This is a genomic window from Eggerthella sp. (genome assembly GCF_048329335.1).
GTDB classification, from domain to species: Bacteria; Actinomycetota; Coriobacteriia; order Coriobacteriales; family Eggerthellaceae; genus Eggerthella; species Eggerthella lenta.
In genome coordinates this window covers 1-3,933 of record NZ_DBFEGU010000098.1, presented here as the reverse complement: position 1 = coordinate 3,933, position 3,933 = coordinate 1, and the positions used below count along the sequence as shown (strand labels likewise).

Annotated in this window: 6 protein-coding genes; 5 read left to right on the top strand and 1 reads right to left on the bottom strand. The window is 66.8% G+C overall.

The annotated features are described in order from the left end of the window. The 5 genes from ACMO6A_RS03130 to ACMO6A_RS03110 all read left to right on the top strand — a co-directional run. A partial coding sequence (locus ACMO6A_RS03130; RefSeq protein WP_418470768.1) for an ExsB family transcriptional regulator occupies window positions 1-497 on the top strand: 497 nt, incomplete at its 5' end. Next, the gene (locus ACMO6A_RS03125) at window positions 494-1,051 is read left to right on the top strand and encodes a GNAT family N-acetyltransferase (RefSeq protein ID WP_015760378.1); all 558 of its coding nucleotides are present in this window, start codon (window positions 494-496) and stop codon (window positions 1,049-1,051) included. The genes ACMO6A_RS03130 and ACMO6A_RS03125, both read left to right, overlap by 4 nt. Before the next feature lie 64 nt (window positions 1,052-1,115). Beyond that, complete coding sequence (locus ACMO6A_RS03120) at window positions 1,116-2,432, top strand: amidohydrolase family protein (RefSeq protein ID WP_418470767.1); 1,317 nt, start codon at window positions 1,116-1,118, stop codon at window positions 2,430-2,432. Window positions 2,433-2,463: 31 nt separating this feature from the next. Further along, window positions 2,464-2,745: a type II toxin-antitoxin system RelE/ParE family toxin gene (locus tag ACMO6A_RS03115; RefSeq protein ID WP_015760380.1), complete on the top strand. Its 282-nt coding sequence runs from the start codon at window positions 2,464-2,466 to the stop codon at window positions 2,743-2,745. A gap of 13 nt (window positions 2,746-2,758) precedes the next feature. After that, on the top strand, window positions 2,759-3,067 hold the full coding sequence (locus ACMO6A_RS03110) for a HigA family addiction module antitoxin (RefSeq protein ID WP_015760381.1): 309 nt from the start codon (window positions 2,759-2,761) through the stop codon (window positions 3,065-3,067). 1 nt (window position 3,068) lies between these two features. Here the strand turns inward: ACMO6A_RS03110 and ACMO6A_RS03105 are convergent. Beyond that, the coding region (locus ACMO6A_RS03105) for a vWA domain-containing protein (RefSeq protein WP_418470766.1) at window positions 3,069-3,933 on the bottom strand (865 nt) is incomplete at its 5' end.

Here is a 3,933-nt window from a genome sequence, read left to right as displayed (position 1 = left end):
GATGCGACGTGAGAGCGTACGGCGTGCGTACGGCGTTCCAGCCCGCCTTCGAGATCGAGGACGCGCAGCGCCTCGCCGCCGAGCTGGGGGCGGACTTCGAGCTGGTCGACGCCGACGTGCTGGCGCAGGGCGAGATCTGCGCGAACGGGCCCGATAGGTGCTACCGCTGCAAGACGTTCATCTTCTCCACCATCCTCGCGCGCATGGCCGAGGACGGCTTCGAGGTGCTGGCCGACGGCACGAACGTCACGGACGATCCGGCGAACCGCCCCGGCTTCCAGGCGCTCGCCGAGCTGGGCGTGGTGTCGCCGCTGCGTCGCGCGGGCATGACGAAAGACGACGTGCGCGCCGCGTCGCGCGAGCTGGGCTTGTTCACGGCCGACAAGCCCAGCTTCTCGTGCATCGCCGTGCACGTGGGAGAGGGGCGGCCGATCACGGCGGCGGCGCTCGCTGAGACGGCCGAGCGCCTGGGCGTGGCCGACGGGAGGCGCCCGTGAGCGCGGGTCGGCCTGCCGGGCGCTTCGTCCTCGAGACCGAGCGGCTGCTGCTTCGCGAGATGGGCCAGAGCGACCTCGCCGCGCTTTGCGCTATCCTTCAGGATGACGAGACCATGTACGCCTACGAGGGCGCGCTGTCAGACGACGAGGCGCAGGCATGGCTTGATCGCCAGATGGAGCGCTATGCGCGCGACGGCTTCGGATTGTGGGCGGTCGTGCTCAAGGAAACGGGCGCCATGATCGGTCAATGTGGGCTCACCTATCAGGATGCAGACGGCGTGCGCGTCGTGGAAGTGGGCTACCTGTTTCGGCGGTCGTTTTGGCATCGCGGGTACGCGACGGAGGCGGCGCGGGTGTGTCGAGATTATGCGTTCGACCAGGTGGGCGTCGATACAGTGTATTCCATTATTCGCGACACGAACATCCCCTCTCAAAAGGTGGCGCTCCGCAACGGTATGAAGCCGGAGGGTTCGTTTGTGAAGCGCTATCGTGACGTGGACATGCCGCATATCGTTTATGCCGTTTCGCGCGCGGTTCGCGACGGCGTATACTGAGAGATGCGCGACGCGCCGCTTCGGCGAGCGCGGCGGCGCCTTTGCCCCAACCGAAAGGAACGCCATGACCTCCTACGTTTTCACCCATGCGACCGTGCTCGACGGCACCGAGGGCATGGAGCCGCAGCCCAACATGACCGTCGTGGTGAACGAGGGCGTCATCGAGAAGGTGGGCCCCGCCGCCTCTACCGTGGGGCCGTTGGGCGCGCGCGAGATCGATCTGGCGGGAGCGTATCTGGCGCCGGGCCTGGTGAACCTGCACGTGCACCTGTGCGGCTCGGGCAAGCCCACGAGCGCCGGCGCCGCAGGCGACCTCATCGACAAGGTGGTGGGTAACCCGCTGGGCAGGTGGTACCTGCGCCGCACGATCAGGGCGCACGCGCAGCAGCAGCTGGCCAGCGGCGTGACCACGGTGCGCTCGGTGGGCGATCCTGGGTTCGCCGACGTGGACGTGCGCGATGCCATCAACGCGGGGAAGCATCCGGGTCCGCGGCTGGTCACGTCCGGTGTGGGGGTCACGGTGCCCGGCGGCCACGGGGCGGGTTTGTTCGCGCATGTCGCGTCCACGCCGGAAGAGGCGCGCGCCATCGTGCGCGACTGCTTCTCGCACAAGTGCGACCTGGTGAAGCTGTTCGTCACGGGAGGCGTGTTCGACGCCGAGGTGGAGGGCGAGCCGGGCGTGCTGCGCATGTCGCCCGAGGTCGCGCAGGCGGCTTGCGACGAGGCACGCAAGCTGGGCCTGCGCACCGCCGCGCACATCGAAAGCGCCGAGGGCGTGCGCGTGGGCCTCGAGGCCGGCGTGGACACCATCGAGCACGGCGCCCCGCTGGACGACGAGCTGATCGCGCTGTTCAAGCGCAACGGAGCCGGGCGCGCCTCGTCGCTGACCTGCACCGTCTCGCCCGCGCTTCCGTTCGTGGAGCTCGATCCCGCCAAAACGCATTCCACCGAGGTGCAGAAGGTGAACGGCCGCATCGTGTTCGAGGGCATCGTGCAGGCGGCGAAGCAGGCGCTGGCGGCGGGGATCCCCGTAGGTTTGGGAACCGATTCGTCGTGCCCCTACATCACCCAGTACGACATGTGGCGCGAGGTGGTGTACTTCGAGCGCATCGTGGGCGCGTCGCGTCAGATGGCGCTGCATACGGCCACGCTGGGCAACGCGCGCATCCTGGGGCTGGGCGACGAGACGGGCTCCGTCGAGGCGGGCAAGGCGGCCGGCCTCATCGTGCTCGACCGCAACCCCCTGGAGAACCTGGAGGCGCTTCGCGACGTGCGCATGGTCATGGCTCGCGGCGTGCTGGACGAGCATCCTCGCGTGAAGCGCCTTGCCGAACTGGACGCCGAGCTCGACGGCTTCCTGCCGGGTAACCAAAAGCATTGACTCTTGTCACGTGACGCGTTACAATTCTGCCATGATTAAAACGTTTGCCGATAAAGACACGGAGCGGCTGTTCACCGACGGTTCGTGCAAGCGCATTTCGTCGGACGTGGCTGCGCGCACGGCGCGCAAGCTCGATATGATCGATGCGGCGCTCACGCTTGAAGACTTGCGGGTTCCGCCCGGTAACAGGCTGCATGCCCTCAAAGGAGATCGGGCGGGAATGCACGCGATTTCGGTGAACGACCAGTGGCGGCTTTGCTTTCGCTTCGAGGGCCAGCATGCGTACGATGTCGCGTTGTGCGACTACCATTGAGGCAGGTGGGAAGATGGAGCAGCATATGATATTGATGGCGCGCAAGCCCACGCATCCGGGCGAGGTCCTGCGCGAAGAGTTCATGCCCGATTACGGGTTGACGGTTGCATCGCTTGCGAAGCGTTTGGGTGTGTCGCGCCAGTCGGTGAACGAAGTGGTGCGCGAGCGGCGCGCGGTGAGCACCGAGATGGCGATGCGGCTTAGCCGCCTGTTCGGCACGTCGGCCGAGTATTGGCTCAACCTGCAGCGCAACGTGGATCTGTGGGAGTCGCTCGACTTGCACCGCGAAGAACTCGACGCCATAGAAGCTTTGATCGCGTAGCTCAGTACCGGTTGCATGACCCGTGCGCTCCCTCTTGGCGGGCGAGGTCGGCGAGGAGGGTTTCGAAGCCTTGCTGCTGGTCGGTGAGCTCGCAGCTTGCCAGCAGGTCGCGGGCGCTTTCGAGGGTGGCGGCGCCGGCATGGGGCGAGCGGTGCAGCGCCATGCCGCACTCGATGACGGCGGCGGCGAACGTCCAATCTCCGTTCGGATCGTCGGTGCAGCTCTCATCGTCGACCACCAGCGCCTGCTCCACCGCTTCGACGGTTCCCGCAGGGCGGTAGCGCATCGTGCACGTCAGCCATTCTCCGCCGTTCGCTTCGGAGCGGCGACCGTCCTGCCGGTCGTCGGCATCGCTTCCGTATTTCGATGCGGACGCGCCCACCTCGAACGCCGATCCTGCGGGGACGATCTCGTACGCCACGGTGAACGCATGGCCCGCGCCCACCTCGCCCGCATCGTCGCGGAACTCCTCGTCGGCGAGCGCGCGGTTCTCGTAGCCGATCAGCCGATAGCCCTTCACCCGGTCAGGATTGAATTCCACCTGGATCTTCACATCGTCGGCAAGCGGCACGAGGTTCGCACGGAGGTTCCGGCCGAGCACCCGTCGGGCTTCTTCGGCGCAGTCGATGTAGTGGTAGGCGCCGTTGCCGTGGTCGGCCAGCGTCTCCATCTTGTTGTCCTTGTAGTTGCCCGAGCCGAATCCCAGCACCGAGAGGTACACGCCGGTCTCGCGCTTCTGCTCGACGAAGTCGTGCAGCTCGCTCTCGGACGAGATGCCCACGTTGAGGTCGCCGTCCGACGCCATGACGACGCGGTTCACACCGCCTTCGATGAACGACGATTCCGCCAGGCGGTACGCCTGCTCC